We start from the raw sequence: 17,381 nt of genomic DNA, 5'->3' as shown, positions 1-17,381 counted from the left end.
TGGCGGCGGGGAGGAAGGCGGAGCATGCGGGTCGATGCGGTCTACGAGAACGCCACGGTGTGGACGGGCACGGGCGCCACCAGCGCACTCGCCGTCCTGCACGGCAGAGTAGTGGCCCTCGGCGACGACGCCCTCTCGCTTTCGGCGCGCTCGCGGATCGACCTCGCGGGCGGGTTCGTCGTGCCCGGGTTCCACGACGCGCACAACCACATGGCGTGGTTCGGCATGGGCCTCGACGACGTCCCGCTGAGCGGCTGCCGCAGCGTCGAGGAGGTCTACGACGCCGTCGCCGCGCGCGCCGCGACGCTGCCGGCCGGGAGCTGGGTGATCGGGAGCGGGTACGACCAGAACAAGCTCGCGGGCGGGCATCCCGACCGGCGCGGCCTCGACCGGGCGGCGCCCGGGATGCTCGTGCGGCTCAAGCACACGTCCGGGCACATGACCGTGGTCAACTCGGCCGTGCTCGACCAGCTCGACCTGGCCCACGTGCCGGTGGGCGGGGACGTCGTGCTCTCCGCCGACGGTTCACCGACCGGGCTCCTGCGCGAGCAGGCCCAGCTGCTGCTGCGGCCGCTCACGTACCCGGCGCCGGTTTCGCGGGTCGTGCGCGGGCTCGAGCGGGCGTCCGAGCAGTACCTGGCCGAGGGCATCACCAGCGTCCAGGAGGCCGGGATCGGCGGCGGCCTCGTCGGCGAGACACCGGCCGAGCTGGCCGCCTACCAGGAGGCGCGCGACCGCGGCGTGCTGCGCGTGCGCAGCACGGTGATGGTCGCCGCGAGCGTGCTGCACGACCTGCCCGACGGCGCCGGCTTCGGCCTCGACCTCGGCCTGCGCACCGGCCTCGGCGACGAGTGGCTGCGCGTCGGCCCGATGAAGGTGTTCGCCGACGGCTCCCTGGTCGGGCGCACCTGCGCGATGCACGACCCGTTCGACGGCGAGCCGGACAACCGCGGCTACTTCCAGGTGCCCGAGGACGAGCTCGCGCGCACGATCAGCCGCGCCCACGACGCCGGCTGGCAAATCGCGACGCACGCGATCGGCGACCGTGCGATCACCGTCGTCCTCGACGCGTACGAAGCCGCGTTGGCCGCTTCGCCGCGCACGGACCACCGGCACCGCATCGAGCACTGCGCGGTGCTCCAGCCCGCGGAGCTCACCCGGCTCGCCTCGCTGGGGCTCATCCCGTCACCGCAGGGCCGGTTCGTCAACGAGCTCGGCGACGGCATGCGCGCCGCGCTCGGTGAGTCTCGCGTGCCCTGGTGCTACCGGCTGCGCAGCGTCCTCGACGCGGGTTGCGTGCTTCCCGCGTCCTCGGACCGGCCCGTCGTGAACGGCGCACCCCTGCTCGCGCTGGCCGACATGGTGCGTCGGCGCACGGCGTCCGGCGCGCCCTTCGCAACCGAAGAGGCCCTGACGCCGGAGCAGGCGTTGCGCGCGTACACGTACGGATCGGCGTACGCGACTTTCGCCGAGCGTGACCTGGGCACGCTCGAGCCCGGGAAGCTCGCCGACTTCGCCGTGTTGTCCGGTTCTCCCCTGGACGAGTCCGCTTTGGACGACCTCGCTTCCGGAGAACTCAGCGTGCAAGGCACCGCCGTCGGTGGCGAACTGCGTTATCAAGCGTGATGATTCACCTCTTTCCCACGAACTCGAGTGCTTCCTCGGCCAGCGCGGACCAGGGTTGGCGCGAACCCGCGTCCAGGGCCAGCCACTCCTTCATCGGGGTGCCCTTGTTGGCGTCGAAGCGCACCCCGTGCCCGCCCTCGACCAGCTCGTCCACCCGGGCTTCGGGCAGCTTCAGCACCAGCTGCCCGCGGACGAACATCGCGAAGATCCGCCCTTGTGCGCGCAGGGCGGAGCGCCCGAACCCGCCGGTCGCCCCGGGTGGCGTGATGCCCGGGCGTCCGGTGAACTCGTCGACCAGGACCTCGAACTTTCTCCTCTGGCGACATCGACCACCTCCACGTCCGACCGTAACGACCACCACCGACAAAAAGGGGAGGCGAGATGCCCGTCCGCGACGCCGTCTTCGAAGACATCGAGGAGATCTGCGCGCTCATCGAGGAGCACGCCGTCTACGAGGACAACCACGACCTGAAGCTGGACCGCGCCGAGATGAGCGGGCACCTGTTCGGGCCGGACCCGAAGGCGTGGGTGCTCATCGCGACCCCGCCCGGCGAGCCGGGGACGGTGGCCGGCTTCGCCTTCTGCAGCTGGAACTTCTCCACGTGGGAAGCCCGGCCGGGGATCTGGCTGGACGACCTGTTCGTCCGGCCCGCCTACCGGCGGCACGGGCTCGGCGGCGAGCTGCTGGACGAGCTGCGCACCCGCACGACCGGCCGCGTGGAGTGGGACATGCAGGAGGGCAACGAAAAAGGCGCGGCGTTCTACGCCCAGCTCGGCGCCGAACCGGTCCCGGGCTGGATCCGCTACCGCTGGCGGCCGTGAACTTTCACGAGAAAGTACCCGGGCCCGTATCGTGTGCGGTATGGGAGACGGTTCGGTCCGGAGGTCCTCGTCGGTCGAGGACTACGTCCGGGTGATCTACGGCCTGGTCGAGCGGGGTGAGGCGGTCACCAACGCGTCGCTCGCCGGCCGGCTGGAGGTCAGCCCGTCCTCGGCGTCGGGGATGGTCACGAAGCTGTCCCAGCTGGGCCTGGTCACCCACGTGCCGTACCGCGGCATCGAGCTCACCGCCGACGGCAGGCTCCTGGCGCGGTCGGTGCTCCGGCGCCACCGGCTGATCGAGACGTACCTGGTCTCGGAGCTCGGCTACACGTGGGACGAGGTCCACGCGGAGGCGGACGCGCTGGAGCACGCGGTGTCGGACCGGCTGGTCGAGCGCATCGCGGCGAAGCTCGGCAACCCGGTCCGCGACCCCCACGGCGACCCGATCCCGGCGCCGGACGGGAGCGTGGAGGAACTGCCGGTCCGGATCCTGGACGACCTCCCGCCGGGCGCGGTGGGCGAGATCGTGCGGGTCTGGGACACGGACCCGGAGCTGCTGCGGTACCTGACGGAACACGCGATCAACCTGGGCGAACGCATCGAGGTGGTGGAGCGGCAGCCGTTCGGGGGACCGATGGTGGTGAAGGTCGGGTCGCCACCGGATGCCGCCACGCACGCCATCGGCAAGGAGATCGCGCAGGCGTTGTCGGTCACCCTGCGCTGAGCGGTCGCGAACGTCAGGAATGACTCATTCCTGACCTCCGACGTCATGAATGACTCATTCCTGACGTCGGGCGAAACGCGTACGCGCGGGTGACGTCGTGAAGCGGATGTGGTGACCAGCCGCCGCCCCGGACCATGGCTTGCATGAAACCCTTCCGCTTCGGCGTCGTCGCCGGTTACTCGCCCAACCTCACCTCGTGGACCGCCCAAGCCGAGCGGGTCGAGAAGCTCGGGTTCGACACCCTGCTCGCCACCGATCCCGTCGGCACCGCCGATCCGTTCGTGCTGCTCGGGGCCGCCGCCGCGGTCACCCTGGATCTCACCGTCGGCACCTTCGTGCTCGCCGACCCCTTCCGCGACGCGCGAGCGCTCGGCTGGCAGGCGCAGACCCTCCACCGGCAGACCCGCGGCCGGTTCGAGCTCGGCCTCGGCGTCGGGCGGCCCGGGGCCGAAGCGCACGCGGAAACCCTCGGCCGGGAATTCCCCTCACCGGGTGAGCGCATCACACGGATGGCCGCCACCATCGCGCACTTCAAGCGCGAAGCGGACCGGCCCCGGTTGATGCTCGCCGGCGGGGGGCCGAAAATGCTGGCGCTCGCCGCGCAAGAAGCCGACACCGTCACGTTCAGCTGGGCGCCGACGACGACCGAAGCCGAAGCGACGTCCATTGTGGATCGATTTCGCGCACTCGCCGGGCCGCGGCTGCCGGAGATCGAGCTCGGCCTGAACCTGATGGCGCTCGGGACGGAACCGTCGCCCGCGATCGCGCGGTGGGCCGGGGCCGACGTGCCCGAACTCGCCGCGGCGGGGGCCGTCACCGTTCTGCCCGAGGATCCGGGGCAGGCCACGGAAACGCTTCTCCGGTGGCGAGAGCAGTGGGGGATTTCCTACGTCACGATCAACTCCGGCTACGCGGAACCGTTCGCCGCGATCGCCGACGAGGCGCGCAAGGCAGGTGGGTGAGGACCCTTCCGATCTTGCGAAGCGGCGCCTACGCTCCAATCTTCGTAATCGGGAGTGCTTCGGAGCGTTGTGATGACCGGTCAGCGAACACGCACCATCGACCGGGGGGAACAGGCGGAGCTGGGCCGGCTGCTGGCAGCCGGGCCGTTCGACGTGGCCCTGCGGGCGGCGATCCGGGCCCGCGGCCTCGGCCTCGAGCGGATCCGCTATCGCTTGCGCGGCAGGGGAACCACGGTCAGCCTGGCCACCCTCAGCCACTGGCAATCGGGACGGTGCCGGCCGGAGCGGCCGGAATCGTTGGAGGCCCTGCGGAATCTCGAGGACATCCTGAACGTGCCGGACGGCTCGCTCAGCAAACTCCTCGGCCCGCCACGGAGCAGGACGAGGATCCACGCGCTCAGTTGAGCGGTGTCGACGGCCGTTAGGCTCGCGCCATGCGAGCTGTGGTGATGGAGGAGTTCTGCGTCCCGCCCGTCGTGCGGAACGTGCCGGAGCCGGTGGCCGCGCCGGGCGGCGCGGTGATCGAGGTCGACGCCACCGGGGTCTGCCGCAGCGACTGGCACACCTGGCAGGGGCACGACGCCGCCGTCACGCTGCCGCACGTCGCCGGGCACGAGCTCGCCGGCCGGATCGTCGCGCTCGGCGAAGGCGTGCGCGGCTGGGAGCTCGGCGCGCGTGTCACCGTGCCTTTCGTCTGCGCCTGCGGCACGTGCGCCCAGTGCGCCCGCGGCGACCAGCAGATCTGCGACCGCGAGTTCCAGCCCGGCGCCACGCACTGGGGGTCGTTCGCCGAGCGCGTCGCCATCGAGCACGCGGAGACGAACCTGGTCGCGCTGCCGGACTCGCTCGGCGCCGCCGAGGCTGCCGCCCTCGGCTGCCGGTTCGGCACGGCGTTCCGCGCGGTGCTGCGGCAGGGCCGCGTCACCGCGGGTCAGTGGGTCTCGGTGTACGGCTGCGGCGGCGTCGGGATCTCCGCGGTGCTGCTGGCCGTCGCGGCGGGCGCGAAGGTCGTCGCCATCGACGTCTCGCCGGCCGCGCTCCAGCTTGCCGCGAAGTCGGGTGCCGCGGTCACGGTCGATTCCTCGGCGTTCGACGGGCCCGAAGCCGTCGCCGCGCACGTGCGCGAGCTGACCGGCGGCGGCACGTACGTCTCGCTCGACTGCCTCGGCTCGCCGTCGACCTGCGCGGCCTCGGTCGGCAGCCTGCGCAAGCGCGGCCGGCACGTCCAGGCCGGGCTGATGCCGCCCGCGCAGGGCCTCGCTCCGATCCCGATGCACCGCGTCATCGGCGGTGAGCTGGAGCTGGTCGGCATCCACGGGCTCCAGGCCCACGAGTACCCGGAGCTGCTGCGCGTGGTCGAGACGGCGGGCATCGACCTCGCCGCGCTGATCGGCCGGCGCATCGGGCTCGACGACGTCCCGGCCGCGCTGGCGGCGATGAACGACCCCGTGCCGGCCCAAGCGGGCGTCACCGTCGTGACGTTCGGTGACTGATCGGCGGCGCCGCGGTCAAGAGACCCGTTCGTAGCTGATCCACGCTGGTTTGTGACATTCAGGTGTGGGAACGTCTACTTCATGGTGGCCCAAAGCGAGGGGATGCCGCCGCAGGACCGTCCCGCTGGTCCATTGGGACGGCTCCTGCGGCAGTTCGCTGCCGCGGGCGTCACGTTCCGCGGTCATCGCGTGGTGCCCTCGACGATCACCGACCGTATGACATCTGGGGCTTCGGCCCAGGCCGGGTGCTCCGCCACCCGGACCCCCCGAAAAGCCGCTGTGCGGCGGGAGTCTCCGGCACAATCGAGGTGATGGACGCCCTCCTGCCGCGCCCGCGCGCCGAGATCGCGCCCGGCGCCGTGCACCTGCCCGGCTGGCTCGGCTTCGACGAACAGCGCGAGCTGGTCGCGGCCTGCCGCGGCTGGCCCGGCTACCGCCACACCCGGCTGCCCAACGGCGGCGTGATGTCGGTGAAGTCGGTCTGCCTCGGCCGGCACTGGTACCCGTACGGCTACTCGCGCACGACCGGCGAGGGGACGCCGGTGCTGCCGTTCCCGGACTGGCTCGGCGACCTCGGCCGCCGCGCGCTGACGGCCGCGTACGGCGAGCCGGCCGAGGCGTACGCGCCGGACGTCGCGCTGGTCAACTTCTACGACGCCACCGCCAAGATGGGGCTGCACCAGGACAAGGACGAGCGCAGCCTCGAGCCGGTGGTGTCGGTCAGCCTCGGTGACGCCTGCGTGTTCCGCTTCGGCAACACCGAAACCCGCGGCCGGCCGTACACCGACGTCGAGCTGCGTTCGGGTGACGTGTTCGTGTTCGGCGGCCCATCCCGACTGGCCTACCACGGCGTGCCGAAGACGCTGCCGGGCACGGCGGACCCGGCGCTGGGCCTGGCCGGGCGGCTGAACATCACGCTCCGGGTGTCCGGGCTCTAGTCCTCAACGGACTCCTCCTCGTCCGGCACCACGATGAACCGGACGGCCACCGACCGCGAGCCTTCGGGGTGCTGTCCCGGCTCGGTGACGTACTTCCACACCAGGTTCTGGTACTCCTCGACGAAGGAGGCGACCTGCTCCTTCGTCAGGTGCAGCCCGGCGCGGTAGATCTGGTTCCAGCCGCGGGCGCTGTCGTAGCCCGCGTAGGCCCGGGCGACCAGGCCCAGGTCGTGACTCAGCTTCAGCGCGCCGAGCTTCAGCATCGCTTCGCGCTCGTCCGGCGCGAGGTCGAGACCGGGCGGGGTGTAGATGTCCTTCGACCGCGACTTCCACCAGCGCTCGCGGCCGTCGCCGCGGTTCTCGAGCTCCTCGATCAGCTCCAGGTCGGCGAGCTTGCGGAGGTGGTAGCTGGTCGTCCCGGTGCTCTCGCCCAGTGCCTTCGCGACGCTCGTGGAGTTCGCCTCGCCGTGTTTGCCCAGGTAGCTGAGGATGTCCCGGCGCACGGGGTTGGCCAGCGCCTTGTAGAAGGCCTTGAGGTCCGCGCCGGTCAGGACGCGCTTTTCGGGACGTTCGACCATGCCCGGAGCGTACTACAGAGATTGTTTGCAAAGAATCTCTGCAATCGCTACCTTGGGTCGGAAGAGAGAACTCGGGGGTTCGCATGAAGAAGCTCTTCTGGGCGGCCGGGCTGTGCCTGCTGCCGTGGATCGCGGTACTGGGGACGACGTTGCCGGAGGTCGTGCAGGCGCAGCACTGGCGGCTGGCCTGGACGGGCTTCGACACGGCGGAGGCGGCCGGCCTGCTGCTCACGGCCTGGCTGCTGAGCCGCGGTGATGCGCGGACGCCGCTGGTCGCGACGGCCACCGCGACGCTGCTGCTCGCCGACGCCTGGTTCGACGTGGTCACGGCCGGCGACGACGTGGTGTTTTCGCTGCTCATGGCCGGCCTGGAGGTGCCGCTGGCGCTGGCGTGCCTGTCCGTCGCCGTGCCGCGGCCGGTGCCGGCGCATGTCTGAACTGGACCCGCGGCTGCGCGACGAGATCGACGACCAGGTCGCGGAGGCCTTGGACGCCTACTTCGCCGAGCGGCGGCCGCGACGGCGGTGGCGCGCGTGGCCCGTGGTGGTGACGGTGGCACTGGGGGTCGTCACCACCTGGCTGGCCCCGGGCGCGGCCTGGGCGGCGTGGCTCGCGATCGGAGCCACGAACGCCGCCTGGCTGGTGGTCGTGAGCGGCAGGCGGGCCTGACCCGCTCTGCCGCTCACGACGCTGGGAGGAAAGCTAGGCCGCCCGGAACCGCACGGTCTGGCCCGGCCGCAGCTGGGCCGCCAGATCCAGGTCCGCCTCCTCGACGACCGCGATCACCGGATACCCGCCCGTCGTCGGGTGGTCGGCGTGGAACAGGATCGGCCGGCCCGACGGCGGCACCTGCAGCGACCCCGGCACGCACGCCTCCGACGGCAACTCGTCGTGGCGCGCCCGGGCCAGTGCCGGCCCGGTCAGCCGGATGCCGACGCGGTCCGAATCCGGCGAGACCGTGTACACAGTGGACAACAGTTCGTCCGGCGCGGTGAACCAGTCGCGACGCGGACCCGGCGTCACGCGCAGCACCGGTTCCGCCGGCAACGCCGCCCGGGGCGCGAGGTCCACCACCGGGAACGCCCGCGGAGCCGGGCCGATCGGCAGCAGCATCCCGGCCGTCACCGGCGGCGGGCCGAGCTTCCCGAGCGTGTCCGTCGCCCGGGAACCCAGCACCGGCGGTACGTCGATCCCGCCGCGCACCGCGACGTAACACCGCAGCCCCGACACCGCCGTGCCCAGCGCCAGCTCCTCTCCGGGCCACAACGTGATCGGCCCGTTCGGGCCGCCTTTCGAGAGCGGGCAGGCCGCGCCGGTGACCGCCACCGTCGTCACGCCCGAAGCGCGCAGCACCAGCCCGCCGAGCGTGACCTCCAGGGCCGCCGCGTCGTCCGGGTTCCCGACCAGCCGGTTGGCCAGCCGGAACGACTCGCGGTCGGCCGCGCCGGAGCGGCCGACGCCGAGCGCCGCGTGGCCCGGGCGGCCGAGGTCCTGCACCGTCGTCGCGAACCCGGGCCGGACGACTTCGAGCTTCACGACGGCACCGCCGTGAACCGGACCCGGGTGCCCGGCGGCAGCAGGTTCGGCGGGTCGCGCTCGACGTCCCACACCGGCACGCCGGTCCGGCCAAGCAACCGCCAGCCGCCCGGTGACGCGCTCGGGTAGATCGCGCTGTACTCACCGGCGATCGCCACCGAGCCCGCCGGGATGCGGGTGCGCGGCGAAGACCGCCGGGGCACGTGCAGCGCCGGGTCCGACCCGGTCAGGTAGGCGAAGCCCGGTGCGAAGCCGCAGAACGCCGAAACGTACGTCCCCGCGGTGTGCCGCGCGATCACCGAAGCCTCGCTCAACCCCGTCTCCGCGGCCACGTCGGCCAGGTCTTCGCCGTCGTACACCACCGGGATCACCACCTCGCCCGCGTCGGCCGCCACACTGTCCACAGGGGACACTTGACGCAGCAGCGCGCCCAGGCGTTCCGCGTTCGTCATCGACGGGTCGAAGCGGACCAGCAGTGTCCGCGCCGCCGGGACGAGTTCGACGACCCCGTCCGGCGGCGACTGCGTCAGTGCCGCCTGGAAGCCCAGCACGTCGTCCAGTTCCACCAGGACCGCGCGCCGCCCGCACGGCAGCAGCCGGACGGTCATCCGGTGAACGCGGTGAGGGGGACGTCCGCGGCGGTCAGGCCGGCCCGGATCCGGCGGGCCAGCTCGACCGCGCCCGGCGTGTCGCCGTGCACGCACAGGGAATCCGGGCGCAGGTCGAGCTTGCCGCCGTCGGCCGTCACGACGCCGCCGCCGGTGGCCATCGCCACCGCCCGGTCGGCCACGGCCCCGGCGTCGTGCAGGACGGCGCCCGGCCGCTTGCGCGAGACGAGCCGGCCTTCCGCGGTGTACGCCCGGTCCGCGAACGCCTCCGCGTACGCGACGACGCCGGCTTTCTCCGCTTCCCGCTGCATTTCCGAGTCCGGCAAGCAGAGCAGGGCCAGCGCGGGGTCGTACCGGCGCAGGCCCTCGACGATCGCCGCCGCCTGCTCGGCGTCGCCCGCCGCGGTGTTGTACAACGCGCCGTGCGGCTTCACGTACGTCACGCGGCTGCCCGCCGCGCGGGCGAACGCGTCGAGCGCGCCGATCTGGTAGAGCACTTCGTCCGCCAGTTCGTCCGGCGCGATGTCGAGCGCGCGCCTGCCGAAGCCGGCCAGGTCGCGGTAGCCGACGTGCGCGCCGATCGCGACCCCGCGCCCGGCCGCCAGTTCGCACACCCGCCGCATCACCGACGGGTCGCCGGCGTGGAAGCCGCAGGCGACGTTCGCGCTGGTCACGATGTCGAGCATGGCTTCGTCGTCGCCCATCTTCCAGGCGCCGAAGCCCTCGCCGAGATCGCTGTTCAGATCCATTTCAGCCCACCCGGTATTCGCTGTCGTACCGATCGGTGATGAACATGTACCCCGGCGCGTGCGTGATCGCAAAGGGGGGCCGCGATGCCATCAGCGCCGCCTGCGGGGTGACTCCGCAGGCCCAGAACACCGGCACGTCACCCGGTTCCGCGTCCACCGGGTCGCCGAAGTCCGGCCGGGAAAGGTCGTCGATGCCCAGCGCGCGCGGGTCACCGACGTGCACCGGGGCGCCGTGCACCGCGGGCATCGTGCGGGTGATCCGGATGGCGTCGTCGACGCGGTCCTCCGGGATCTGGCGCATCGACACCACCATCGGCCCGAACAGCCGCCCGGCGGGTTCGCACGGCCGGTTCGTCACGTACATGGCGACGTTGCGGCCCTGGTCGACGTGCCGCAGCGGGACGCCCTCGGCGGCCAGTGCCGTCTCGAACGTGAAGCTGCAGCCGATCGAGAAGGCGACCATGTCGCTGCGCCACAGGCCGGTCGCGTCCGACACCTCGCCGGCGAGGACGCCGTTCTGCCAGATCCGGTAGCGCGGCAGGTCGGTGCGCAGATCCGCGTCCTCGGCGAGCCGGGTGGCCGGGTCGCCGGGGTCGGTGACGTCGAGCAGCGGGCACGCCTGCGGGTTGCGGGTGCAGAACAGCAGGACGTCGTAGGCCCAGTCCTCGGGCACGGCGATCAGGTTGGTCTGGGTGAAGCCGCTGGCCCAGCCGGTCGTGGGGTGGGCGGTGCCGCGGCGGAACGCTTCGCGCGCTTGCGCGGGGGTGAAGGTCGCGGGTTCGTCGAAGGTTGTCATGAGTTCCCCCTCAATCGACGAGTTCGATGCCGCGGGTCTCCGGGAGGCCGAGCAGGGCCAGCACCGCGATGCCGTAGCCCAGCGCGCCGAACACGATCGCGCCGCCCGCGCCCAGGAAACCGACCACAGTCGGGAAGATCGCCCCGACCGCGCGGCCGAAGTTGTAGGTGAAGCCCTGCCCGGTGCCGCGCAGCGCGGTCGGGTACAGCTCGGCGAGGAACGCGCCGAACCCGCTGAAGATCGCGGACATCGAGAAGCCGAGCGGGAAGCCGAGCACCAGCACGAGCCCGTTGGCGCCCTTGGGGATCTGCGTGTACGCGACGATCAGCGCGGCCGAGAGCAGCGCGAAGGTCAGGAAGGTCTTCTTGCGCCCCATCAGGTCGGTCAGGTAGCCGCCGCAGATGTACCCGACGAAGGCACCGGTGATGAGGAAGGCGAGGTAGCCGCCGGTGCCGATCACGGTCAGCTCGCGCGTCTTCTTCAGGTAGGACGGCAGCCACGTGGAGATCGTGTAGTACCCGCCCTGGACGCCGGTGGCCAGCAGCGCGGCGAAGAACGTCGTGCGGACCAGGTCGCCCTTGAAGATCTGGACGAGGGTGCCCTTCGGACGCTCGGTCTTCAGGCGCTCTTCGGCGCGCGGGGCATCTTTGACGCTCTTGCGGACCCACAGCACGAGCAGGGCCGGGATGACGCCGGTCCAGAACATGATCCGCCAGGCCACGGCGTCGCTCGCCACGCTGAACACGACGGTGTAGACGATCACCGACAGGCCCCAGCCGACCGCCCACGCGCTCTGCACGAACGCCACGGTCCGGCCACGGTACTTCGCCTGCGAATACTCGGCGACCAGTGCCGCGCCGGCCGCCCACTCGCCGCCGAAGCCCAGGCCCTGGAGCGCGCGGAAGATCAGCAGCGTCTCGAAGTTGGGCGCGAACCCGCAGAGCACGGTGAAGATCGTGTACATCGCGATGGTGATCTGCAGCGTCCGGACGCGGCCGATCCGGTCGGCCAGCATGCCGGCCCCGACCCCGCCGACGGCCGACACGACCAGCGTCGTCGTGCCGAGCAGGCCGGCTTCACCGCTCGAGATACCGAAGTACGCGGTGATCGCGGCCAGGCCGAGCGGCAGGGTCTGGTAGTCGAACGAGTCCAGGCCGTACCCGCCGAACGCGCCCACGAAGGCGCGGCGGCCCCGTTTTCCCAGCGTGCGGAACCAGTCGAACGGCCGGGCCTCGGTAGCGGTAGTGGCAGTCATGGGGCACCTCCTGGCCAGTGTCTCTCATCGTGGCGTGCCTCACACGGTAAGGATTGTTGAACAATTCCACAAGAGGCTAGTTGGATCGTCCTCTGGGTGCCGGGTACTCTCGGTGCCGTGGTCATCGAAGACGACGTGGTCCCGGGCCTGGAGGCCGACCGCGGCCTGGTCACCCGCAAGAGCACGGCCGAGCGGGTCGCCGGCGTCCTCCGCAAGCGGATCGCGGAAGGGTTCTTCCTCCCCGGCGGCCGGCTGTCGGAGCAGGACATCGGCAACGCCCTCGGCGTCTCCCGCAACACGCTGCGTGAGGCGTTCCGGCTGCTCACGCACGAGCGCCTGCTCGCCCACGAGCTCAACCGCGGGGTCTTCGTCCGCATCCCGAGCGTCGAGGACGTCGTCGACATCTACCGGGTGCGCAAGATCATCGAATGTGCCGCGGTCCGCGGGGTGCGGGCCAAGCCGGCGACCTTCGCGCGGATCAAGGAGAAGGTCGACATCGGGGACGAGGCCGCGCGCACCGGCAACTGGAAGGACCTGGGCACCGCGAACGTCTGGTTCCACCAGGAGCTCGCCGCGCTGTCCGGCAGCGAGCGGGTGAACGAGCTGGTCGGGCGGCTGACCGCCGAGCTGCGGCTGGTGTTCCACATCATGGCCGAGCCGCGGCGCTTCCACGAGCGCTACCTGCCGCGCAACCACGAAATCCTCGACCGCATCGAGGCCGGCGACGGCCCGGGCGCGGAGCAGCTGCTGCTGAAGTACCTCGACGACGCCGAGGAACAGCTGGTGGGCGCGTACGCCGACCGTGCCGAGGCAGCCCGCGCGGCCAGCGCGGCGGAATAGGTCAGTTCGGGCAGGCTTGACGTCCGGACGGCCCGAGCACGAGCCGCACGCGATACGCGGTCGTTAACCTCGGGGGCGGTTCCGCCGCCGGAGACCCCCAGCGGCAGGCGGGACCCCACGCTGCCGGGTCGCCGCTTCCCCAGGGCCGCGGCCCGGCAGCCCTACGCCGTGAAGGCCGCCTCGCGACGGCCTTCACGGACTCTTTGGTCGAGCAGCCGGGGTCAGCCGGCGTAGCGGGCGAAGATCCTCGTGAAGTCCCACGCCTGCTGGGAAACCCCGGAGCAGGTGTCGTTGTTCGGGTACCCGCCGGGGCACGGGCGGTCGCGGTTGGCCGACCAGAACGTCAACCGGGCCAGGTGGTGCGCGTTCGCGTAGCCCAGGATGGTGGTGAAGTCGTTGAGCGTGACCGTCTCGCTGTTGTCGGTGATGCCGTTCATCGACGAGATGCCCATGTGCCGGTAGGCCGTGTCGTCGTCGTAGCCGTACGCGCCCTTGACCACGTTCTTCAGGCCCTCGGCCGCCCGCTGCGTCAACGTGCCCATGTTCTGGCCCGCGCCGCCGAAGTCGAAGGGCATGATGACCCAGCCGTCGACCGTGAGGCCCGCCTGGGCGGCCCGGTTGACCAGGCTGTTGTCCGGGCCGGACTGGTCCGTGCCGAAGGTGACGTACAGCTTGATGCCCGGGTTGTTCGCCCGGACCGTCTTGAGCGCGTCGACCGTGCGCTGCTGCACCGTCGGGTTGCTGTAGGCGTCGGCCTCGATGTCGATGTCGATGGCCTTGAGGCCGTAGGCGTTGATCACCTTCTGATAGCCCGCCGCCAGCTCACCCGCGCTGCCGCAGGACGACTCCAGCTTGTTGCCGGAGTAGCCGCCGAACGACGGGATGATGTCGCCGCCGCCCGCACGGACGGTGTTGATCGTGGTCTGGTCGACGCCGCCGGTCAGCGCGCGCCCGCCGTCCCACTGCGGGTTGCAGTAGCCGTTGGACAGGATGAACGCCAGCGTGAACCACTTGACGCCGGTGGCGTTCATGATCGTCGCCGGGTTCGGCGGGTCGCCCCAGCCGTTGTAGAGGTAGGGCGCGACGGCCATCGCCCCCGGTCCGGGCGGCGGGGTGGTGCCGCCGCTGGGCAGCGTCCACTGCTGGTTGGCCGTGCTCGCGCACGTCCAGATCTGCAGCCGCGTCCCGTTGGCGCTGGAGTTGCCGGTGGCGTCGAGGCACTTCCCCGACCCGGTGCCGACCAGGTTCTTCGCCGCGTTGGCCGTCCACTTCTGGGCGCTGCTCCCGTTGCAGTCCCAGAGCTGGACGGTCGTGCCGTTCGCCGTGCCCGCGCTCGTGACGTCCAGGCACTTGCCCAGCGCCTGCAGGGAACCGTCGCTGCCGACCGTCCACTGTTGGGCGTTGGTGCCGTTGCAGTCGTAGAGCTGGACGGCGGTGCCGTTGGCGTTGCTCGCGCCGGCGACGTCGACGCACTTGCCGCCGAGGCCGGTGATGGGGCCGGTCGCCGCCTGCGCGGCGCCGGGGAGGAGGACCATCGCGGAGGCGGCCAGCAGGCCACCCGCCGCGGTCAGGGCTTTGAGCTTCATGCGGGCACGTTCCACTTCTGGTTGGCGGCGCCGGTGCAGGTCCAGATCTGCAGCCGGGTGCCGTTGGCGCTGGAGTTGCCGGTGGCGTCGACGCACTTGTCCGAACCGGCGCCGACGAGGTCCTTGGCCGCGGTTGCGGCCCACCTTTGGTTGGCCGTGCCGCCGCAGTCCCAGAGCTGCAGCTGGGCACCGTCCGTTGTGGACTGCCCGGTGACGTCGAGGCACTTGCCGAGCGCCTTCAGGGTTCCGTCGGTGCCGACCGTCCACTGCTGGGCGCCGGAGCCGTTGCAGTCGTAGAGCTGGACGGCGGTGCCGTTGGCGCTGTTCGCGCCGGCGACGTCGACGCACTTGCCGCCGAGGCCGGTGATCGGGCCGGTCTTGCCGGTGCCGCCGCCGGTGCCCTGGGTGCCGCTCCAGGTGAACGTCGCCGACGTGCGGCCGGGCAGGGTGTAGGTGAACGACGAGTTGCCCCAGTTCACCCGCACGCTCTGGTTGCCCGTGCCGGAGTTGTACGCGATCAGCGCCTTCGAGCCGTCCGGGTTCTTCCAGGCGACGTTCCGGACGGCCGAGCTGTCGTTCGAGTCGATCCGGTACGCGCCCGGCTTCACGAACTTCGTCAGGTGGCCCATCGTGTAGTACTCGACGGTGTAGTCGACCTGCCCGCTGCGCGAGTCTCCGTTGTGGACGGTGATCAGCCCGGTGCAGGTACCGCAGCCGCCGTTGTGCGGGCCCATGTTCTGGTCGACGGCGAGGCTCCACTTGGTCACGCTCTTCGACCAGTTCCGGGTGTAGTCCACGATGTTGTTCATGTCTTCGGCCTGCTGGTTCGAGATCCAGGTGCCGCCGGAGTGCTCGGTGGAGTAGGCGTTGACAGTCGGGTACTGGTTGTGCGTGGTCGTCTGCTGGGCGATGTCACCGCCGTAGCCGTGCCACGCCACACCCCCGAAGTTCGGGTGGTTCCGGATCGCCGAGTCGTCCAGGGTCGGCGCGCCGTAGGACGCGTAGGTGTCCCAGTTCCAGTCGAGTGCGAGGACCTTGGTGGACAGACCGGCACCCTGCAGTGCGGGAAGTAGGTTGTTCTTCGCGAAGTACGCCAGGCCCGCGCCGTTCCAGTTGGTCGACGGGTAGCTCGCGCAGCACGTCGGCTCGTTCTGCATCGAGACGTAGTCGATCGGCACGCCCGCGTCCCGGTAGGCCTGGAGGTACTTGACGAAGTACTGCGCGTAGGCCGGGTAGTACTGCGATTCGACCCAGCCGAGCAGGTAGCTGTCGTTGTCCTTCATCCACGGCGGCGCGCTCCACGGCGACGCCATGATCTTGGCCTGCGGGTTGAGCTGCTTGGCCTGCTTGGTCAGCGGCAGCACGTCGGCCTGGTCGTGGGCGATGGAGAAGTGCGTCAGGTTCGGGTCGGTCTGGCCGGCCGGCACGTCGTCGAAGGTGTAGCTGTAGCGGGCCAGGTCGGACGCGCCCAGCGGGTTGCGGATGAAGCTCAGGCCGATGCCGGTGTTCGGGTCGAACAGCTTGCGCATGGTGTCGTCGCGGGTGGCCTGGGACAGCGCCCCGCTGGAGTTCATCAGCCAGGCCGCGGTGTCCGTAAAGGACGCTCCGCCGCCTTCGAACTGCTGGTAGGTGGTGTTTTCGTTGACGTTGATGGTCACGCCGCCGCTGCCGGTGCCCGCGGCGAACGTGATCGGTGCCTGCTGCTGGAGCCCGCGGGTGACCGTCCGGCCGCCGGCGTCGCTGGTCGTGGTGAGCCAGACGTTGACCGTCTCGCCCGCGGCCCGCGCGGGCCCGGCGAAGGTGGCCGCGGCGACCGCGGACACCCCGATCAACGCGAGGAGAGAGCGTTTTCTCATGGGAGAGTCCACTTCTGGTTGGTACCGGTCCCGCAGGTCCAGATCTGGAGCCGGGTCCCGTTGGCGCTGGAGTTGCCGGTGGCGTCGAGGCACTTGCCGGAGCCGGCGTTCACGAGGTTGCGCGAGCCGTTGGCCGACCACTTCTGGGCGTTGCTCCCGTTGCAGTCCCATAGCTGGGTCGTCGTGCCGTTGGCCGTGCCCGCGCTCGTGACGTCGAGGCACTTGCCGAGTGCCTTCACGGTTCCGTCGGTGCCGACTGTCCACTGTTGGGCGTTGGTGCCGTTGCAGTCGTAGAGCTGGACGGCCGTGCCGTTGGCGTTGCTCGCGCCGGCGACGTCGGCGCACTTGCCGCCGAGGCCGGTGATCGGGCCGGCGGTGCCGGTGGGTGGCGTCGTCGTGCCGCCCGCGAACTGCGTCGCGACCTGTTCGCCGAGGCTGACGGCGTTGGCGTGGTTCTCGATCGGGTTGACGTGCGTGTTCGGGAACACGATGTAGGTCACCGGGCCCTCGGTGCCGCCGTTCTTCGGATCGGGGTTGATGCCCAGGCTGACGGCGGTGGCGTAGGACGCCTCGCCGATGATGCTCGTCGGGCCGGTGTCGCCGACCACGGCGTAGCTGACCTGGTTGTTGTAGATCACCGCCACGACCGAACCACCGTCGATGCCGTAGTTGCGGTAGTCCCAAGTGGACGTCGGCTGGGGCAGCACGATGTACGGCAGCTGCGCCGCGTTGAGCGGCTGGTCGGTCGAGGTGTGGAACGCGGTGTCGGGGTAGAAGCAGCAGTCGGTGTTTTCGTTGCACTGAGTGGTGCGGACGCCGTCGCAGTCGACGTCCATGTCGGCCTTGAAGAACACCGCGCCATTCGCTTGGCAGACGGGCACGGTGGCCGCGCCGCCTTCGTCGTAGGAATACTTCCCGTTCGAGATCTGTTGACAGGATTGGGTTTTCGCGAGCAGCTGACTCGCGGACGGGCCCGCTTCGACGGCAGCCTGGGCCGAGCCTGCGGTGAGGA

General features: G+C 71.1%; 20 protein-coding genes. 10 read left to right on the top strand and 10 right to left on the bottom strand.

The features are described from left to right. Window positions 1-24 precede the first annotated feature (24 nt). Window positions 25-1,626 (top strand): amidohydrolase, encoded by a 1,602-nt coding sequence (locus tag ISP_RS43375; RefSeq protein WP_013230124.1) that lies wholly within the window; start codon window positions 25-27, stop codon window positions 1,624-1,626. Between the two features lie 4 nt (window positions 1,627-1,630). Here the strand turns inward: ISP_RS43375 and ISP_RS43370 are convergent, their stop codons facing one another. Continuing rightward, window positions 1,631-1,987, bottom strand: a complete 357-nt coding sequence (locus ISP_RS43370; protein WP_230468619.1) for a hypothetical protein — start codon at window positions 1,985-1,987, stop codon at window positions 1,631-1,633. A 20-nt stretch (window positions 1,988-2,007) separates the two neighbouring features. Between ISP_RS43370 and ISP_RS43365 the strand changes: the two genes are divergently transcribed. From ISP_RS43365 to ISP_RS43340, 6 genes are all read left to right on the top strand, one after another. Next, window positions 2,008-2,448, top strand: a complete 441-nt coding sequence (locus tag ISP_RS43365; protein ID WP_013230122.1) for a GNAT family N-acetyltransferase — start codon at window positions 2,008-2,010, stop codon at window positions 2,446-2,448. Window positions 2,449-2,488: 40 nt separating this feature from the next. Next, window positions 2,489-3,172 carry a metal-dependent transcriptional regulator gene (locus ISP_RS43360; RefSeq protein ID WP_013230121.1) on the top strand — a complete coding sequence of 228 codons (684 nt, stop codon included), beginning with the start codon at window positions 2,489-2,491 and terminating at the stop codon, window positions 3,170-3,172. Window positions 3,173-3,315: 143 nt separating this feature from the next. Then, entirely contained in the window at window positions 3,316-4,134 is an 819-nt protein-coding gene (locus tag ISP_RS43355) for an LLM class flavin-dependent oxidoreductase (protein WP_013230120.1), read from the top strand. A gap of 72 nt (window positions 4,135-4,206) precedes the next feature. Next, entirely contained in the window at window positions 4,207-4,539 is a 333-nt protein-coding gene (locus tag ISP_RS43350; protein ID WP_014467777.1) for a hypothetical protein, read from the top strand. 29 nt (window positions 4,540-4,568) lie between these two features. Next, complete coding sequence (locus ISP_RS43345) at window positions 4,569-5,627, top strand: alcohol dehydrogenase catalytic domain-containing protein (RefSeq protein ID WP_176742197.1); 1,059 nt, start codon at window positions 4,569-4,571, stop codon at window positions 5,625-5,627. Between the two features lie 311 nt (window positions 5,628-5,938). Next, window positions 5,939-6,565, top strand: a complete 627-nt coding sequence (locus ISP_RS43340; protein WP_014467775.1) for an alpha-ketoglutarate-dependent dioxygenase AlkB family protein — start codon at window positions 5,939-5,941, stop codon at window positions 6,563-6,565. Here the strand turns inward: ISP_RS43340 and ISP_RS43335 are convergent. Next, window positions 6,562-7,143: an ArsR/SmtB family transcription factor gene (locus ISP_RS43335; RefSeq protein WP_013230116.1), complete on the bottom strand. Its 582-nt coding sequence runs from the start codon at window positions 7,141-7,143 to the stop codon at window positions 6,562-6,564. The two genes, ISP_RS43340 and ISP_RS43335, sit on opposite strands and share 4 nt — an antisense overlap. A gap of 83 nt (window positions 7,144-7,226) precedes the next feature. Here ISP_RS43335 and ISP_RS43330 point away from each other — a divergent pair, with 83 nt between their 5' ends. Both ISP_RS43330 and ISP_RS43325 read left to right on the top strand, forming a co-directional pair. Beyond that, window positions 7,227-7,580 (top strand): hypothetical protein, encoded by a 354-nt coding sequence (locus ISP_RS43330; RefSeq protein WP_013230115.1) that lies wholly within the window; start codon window positions 7,227-7,229, stop codon window positions 7,578-7,580. Continuing rightward, complete coding sequence (locus tag ISP_RS43325; protein WP_013230114.1) at window positions 7,573-7,812, top strand: hypothetical protein; 240 nt, start codon at window positions 7,573-7,575, stop codon at window positions 7,810-7,812. The genes ISP_RS43330 and ISP_RS43325 overlap by 8 nt, the downstream gene beginning before the upstream one ends. Before the next feature lie 33 nt (window positions 7,813-7,845). Here the strand turns inward: ISP_RS43325 and ISP_RS43320 are convergent, their stop codons facing one another. The 5 genes from ISP_RS43320 to ISP_RS43300 are packed head-to-tail and all read right to left on the bottom strand — an operon-like array spanning window position 7,846 to window position 12,087. Next, a complete protein-coding gene (locus tag ISP_RS43320; RefSeq protein WP_013230113.1) occupies window positions 7,846-8,679 on the bottom strand; it encodes a 5-oxoprolinase subunit C family protein in 834 nt (277 codons plus the stop codon). After that, entirely contained in the window at window positions 8,676-9,287 is a 612-nt protein-coding gene (locus ISP_RS43315; protein WP_013230112.1) for a 5-oxoprolinase subunit B family protein, read from the bottom strand. The genes ISP_RS43320 and ISP_RS43315 overlap by 4 nt, the downstream gene beginning before the upstream one ends. Then, on the bottom strand, window positions 9,284-10,036 hold the full coding sequence (locus tag ISP_RS43310; protein ID WP_013230111.1) for a LamB/YcsF family protein: 753 nt from the start codon (window positions 10,034-10,036) through the stop codon (window positions 9,284-9,286). Before ISP_RS43310 ends, ISP_RS43315 begins: the two co-directional genes overlap by 4 nt. Before the next feature lies 1 nt (window position 10,037). Further along, window positions 10,038-10,832, bottom strand: coding sequence for a putative hydro-lyase (locus ISP_RS43305; protein ID WP_013230110.1), 795 nt, complete (start codon window positions 10,830-10,832; stop codon window positions 10,038-10,040). A 10-nt stretch (window positions 10,833-10,842) separates the two neighbouring features. Then, window positions 10,843-12,087, bottom strand: a complete 1,245-nt coding sequence (locus ISP_RS43300; RefSeq protein WP_013230109.1) for an MFS transporter — start codon at window positions 12,085-12,087, stop codon at window positions 10,843-10,845. A 117-nt stretch (window positions 12,088-12,204) separates the two neighbouring features. Between ISP_RS43300 and ISP_RS43295 the strand changes: the two genes are divergently transcribed. Beyond that, window positions 12,205-12,927, top strand: a complete 723-nt coding sequence (locus ISP_RS43295; protein WP_013230108.1) for a GntR family transcriptional regulator — start codon at window positions 12,205-12,207, stop codon at window positions 12,925-12,927. A 221-nt stretch (window positions 12,928-13,148) separates the two neighbouring features. Here ISP_RS43295 and ISP_RS43290 read toward each other — a convergent pair whose 3' ends face one another. Genes ISP_RS43290 through ISP_RS48190 form a run of 3 tightly spaced genes read right to left on the bottom strand, consistent with a single transcriptional unit; the run spans window position 13,149 to window position 17,250 of the window. Then, window positions 13,149-14,513: a chitinase gene (locus ISP_RS43290; protein WP_013230107.1), complete on the bottom strand. Its 1,365-nt coding sequence runs from the start codon at window positions 14,511-14,513 to the stop codon at window positions 13,149-13,151. Next, complete coding sequence (locus ISP_RS43285; protein ID WP_034284089.1) at window positions 14,510-16,369, bottom strand: ricin-type beta-trefoil lectin domain protein; 1,860 nt, start codon at window positions 16,367-16,369, stop codon at window positions 14,510-14,512. Before ISP_RS43285 ends, ISP_RS43290 begins: the two co-directional genes overlap by 4 nt. Next, window positions 16,366-17,250 carry an RICIN domain-containing protein gene (locus tag ISP_RS48190; protein WP_230468618.1) on the bottom strand — a complete coding sequence of 295 codons (885 nt, stop codon included), beginning with the start codon at window positions 17,248-17,250 and terminating at the stop codon, window positions 16,366-16,368. The genes ISP_RS43285 and ISP_RS48190 overlap by 4 nt, the downstream gene beginning before the upstream one ends. Window positions 17,251-17,381 lie beyond the last annotated feature (131 nt).

Source organism: Amycolatopsis mediterranei (assembly GCF_026017845.1).
Lineage (GTDB): Bacteria > Actinomycetota > Actinomycetes > Mycobacteriales > Pseudonocardiaceae > Amycolatopsis > Amycolatopsis mediterranei.
The sequence above is the reverse complement of the archived record's forward strand: the minus strand, read 5'-3'. Positions and strand labels throughout refer to the sequence as shown.